This window comes from Microbacterium sp., from assembly GCF_031178525.1.
Classification (GTDB): Bacteria; Actinomycetota; Actinomycetes; order Actinomycetales; family Microbacteriaceae; genus Microbacterium.
This window is the reverse complement of record NZ_JAPSJA010000307.1, coordinates 1-2,773: the sequence shown is the minus strand read 5'-3', so window position 1 is coordinate 2,773 and position 2,773 is coordinate 1. Positions and strand designations below refer to the sequence as shown.

The window sequence follows — 2,773 nt, the reverse complement described above, 5'->3', positions numbered from 1 at the left end:
CTGCCGCCCGTCCGGCGTGTACGCCACGACCTTCGTCGCCGTCGTACCCATGTCGACGCCGAGGACGATGTCCTGTGCAGCCACTTCGCGCGCCCCGTCTCCGCTCACGCCGCCGGCTCCGCCAGCGACACCACCACTTTGCTGGATCGGCGCGCGTCGCGCGCGATCCGGAACGCCTCCTCCGCGTCGGCGACCGGCACGACGTCGGTGATCACCTGCTCGAGCTCGGGGTGCGTCGCGAGCAGCGCGACCGCCTCGTCGATCTCGTCGTGGAAGCGGAACGTGCCCAGCAGCGCGATCTCCTTCGAGATGAAGGGCGCGAGGTTCACGGGACGCGGCTCGTTCGGCAGCATGCCGACCTGCACGACCGTGCCGCGGCGGCGCACGGCCACGCCCGTCGCGCTGATCGCGGCCGGAGCACCCGAGCACTCCAGGACCACGTCGAACGCCTCGACGGGGAGGTCCTGCTCCGCGACGCGGAACGTCTCGTCCGCCCCGAGCGCGGCCGCGCGCGCGAGCGGCTCGGCCAGCACGTCGCTCACGGCCACGGACTGGGCGCCGCGTGCGCGGGCCGCGGCGAGCGCGAGGAGCCCGATCGGTCCGGCGCCCGACACCAGCACGCGCGCGCCGGCGAGATCGCCCGCGCGGGTCGCGGCGTGCAGCGCCACCGCGAGCGGCTCGGCGAGCACGGCGCGGCGCACCGACAGCGACTCCGGCAGGACGCGCACCATGTCGGCGCGCACCACGAGCAGCTCGGCCATTGCGCCCTGCGTGTGCGGCTGCGTCGAGGCGCTGCCGAGGTACGACCCGCCCGGCCACAGATGCGGGTCCTGCTCCGCCCCGCGCACGGGAGAGCCGAACCGCGCGGGGTGCACGGTCACGGGCGTGCCCGGCGCGAGCGCTCCCGACGGGTCGAGGTCGACGCGGCCGGAGAGCTCATGCCCGGGAACGAGCGGCTCCCGCACGACGTACTCGCCGTTCGCCCCCTCGAAGAAGTAGTGCAGGTCGGATCCGCAGATCCCGACGTAGTCGACGCGCAGGCGCACCTCTCCCTCGCCCGGCTCGGGCGCGGGCGCCTCGCCCAGCGAGATCGCGTCCTTGCCCTCGATCCACACCGCTCGCATGCTCATCGCCTTTCGCTCAGTCGTTCTCGTCGCGCGTTGCGCTTCAGACCACCGCGGTCATGCCGCCGTCGACGAAGATGTTCTGCCCCGACACGAAGCTCGAGGCGTCCGATGCGAGGAACAGCAGGGCACCGCGCAGTTCGCTCACATCACCCCAGCGCCGGGCGGGCGTGCGGTTCACGAGCCACTCGGTGAACGCCTCGTCCTCGACCAGCGCGCGGTTCATCTCGGTCGCGAAGTACCCCGGGGAGATCGCGTTGACCTGGATGCCGTGGCGGGCGAGATCGGCCGCCATGCCCTGCGTCAGCAGAGCGACGCCGCCCTTGCTCGCGCCATACGGCGCGATGGTCTGCCGCGCGAGGCGCGACTGCACGGACGCGATGTTCACGATCTTGCCCGAGCCGCGCTCGACCATTCCCGGCGTGACGAAGCGCGACACGTAGAACGCGCTGGACAGGTTCGCCGCGATCACGGCATCCCAGTCCTCCACGCGGAACTCGGCGAAGGGCGCGCGCCGCTGGATGCCCGCGTTGTTGACGAGGATGTCGGGCACGCCGTGCTCGGCGATCAGCGCGCCGATCCCCTCCTCGACCGCGGCGGCGTCCGCGACGTCGAACGCGACGGTCTGGGGTCGGCGGCCTGTGGCGGTCTCGAGCTCCCCGGCGGCTTCGGCGAGCGCCGCGCGGTCGCGGCCGTGCAGCACCACCCTGGCGCCCGCCTCTGCGAGCGCCAGGGCGAGCGTGCGGCCCAGCCCGCGCGACGATCCCGTCACCAGGGCCAGCCGGCCCGAGATGTCGAACACGTCCCGTGTCGTCATATCCGTCCGATCAGAAGATGGCGTAGATCACCAGGACGATCGCGAAGCCGACGAGCGACTCGATCGCCTGCTGCACGGTCCAGGTCTTCAGCGTCGTCTTGACGTCCAGGTTCATCAGGCGCCCGACGAGCCAGAAGCCCGAGTCGTTCACGTGGCTGGCGAACACCGAACCCGCGGCGGCGGCAAGCGTCACGGCGGCGGTGTCGATCGGGCTGTAGCCGGCGGCGGTGACCGCCGGGGCGAGCAGACCCGCCGTCGTCACGAGCGCGACCGTGGCCGAGCCCTGCGCCACGCGCAGTGCGACCGCGATCAGGTAAGCCGCGAAGATGAGCGGCAGGCCGAGGCCGTCCAGCGTCCGGGACAGGGCGTCGCCGATGCCGGACGCGCGCAGGACGCCGCCGAACATGCCGCCCGCGCCGGTGATCAGGATGACGGACGCGACCGTGCCGAGCGTGTTGTCCACGAGCTTCTCGAGCGCCGATCCGTTCTCGCCGCGGAACTTGCCGAGCACCAGCAGCGCGACGAGCGCGGTGATGAGGAGCGCGACGGGCGAGGTGCCGATCAGCATCAGCGCCTGGACCCAGGTCTCCTCGCGGTCGACCGCGCCGATCGAGCCGAGCGCGTTCAGGCCGGTGTTCAGGAAGATCAGCACGAGCGGAAGCAGCAGGATCAGGATGACCGTGCTGGCCTTCGGCGGGCTCTTCGGCTGATCCTCGTCCGTCGCGCCGAACAGCGGCGGGACGATCATCGGGTAGCGCGAGTTGACGAACTTGCCCCACAGGTAGCCCGACAGGTACCAGGCCGGGAACGCGACCACGAGGCCGACGAGCAT

The 2,773-nt window shown here is 72.1% G+C and carries 2 protein-coding genes and 1 pseudogene; all 3 read right to left on the bottom strand.

What is annotated here, in order from left to right; translation table 11 throughout:
* Positions 1 to 104: 104 nt before the first annotated feature.
* Entirely contained in the window at positions 105 to 1,124 is a 1,020-nt protein-coding gene (locus tag RIF89_RS13595; RefSeq protein WP_309069624.1) for a zinc-binding dehydrogenase, read from the bottom strand.
* Between the two features lie 43 nt (positions 1,125 to 1,167).
* Positions 1,168 to 1,941, bottom strand: a complete 774-nt coding sequence (locus tag RIF89_RS13590) for an SDR family oxidoreductase (RefSeq protein ID WP_309069623.1) — start codon at positions 1,939 to 1,941, stop codon at positions 1,168 to 1,170.
* A gap of 10 nt (positions 1,942 to 1,951) precedes the next feature.
* Positions 1,952 to 2,773: pseudogene (locus RIF89_RS13585) on the bottom strand (SLC13 family permease); the annotation flags it as partial.

What these genes read in the sequence shown, in the direction of transcription:
- RIF89_RS13595 (WP_309069624.1), bottom strand. Translation starts at nt 1,124, where the DNA reads ATGCGAGCGGTGTGGATCGAGGGCAAGGACGCGATCTCGCTGGGCGAG.
- RIF89_RS13590 (WP_309069623.1), bottom strand. Translation starts at nt 1,941, where the DNA reads ATGACGACACGGGACGTGTTCGACATCTCGGGCCGGCTGGCCCTGGTG.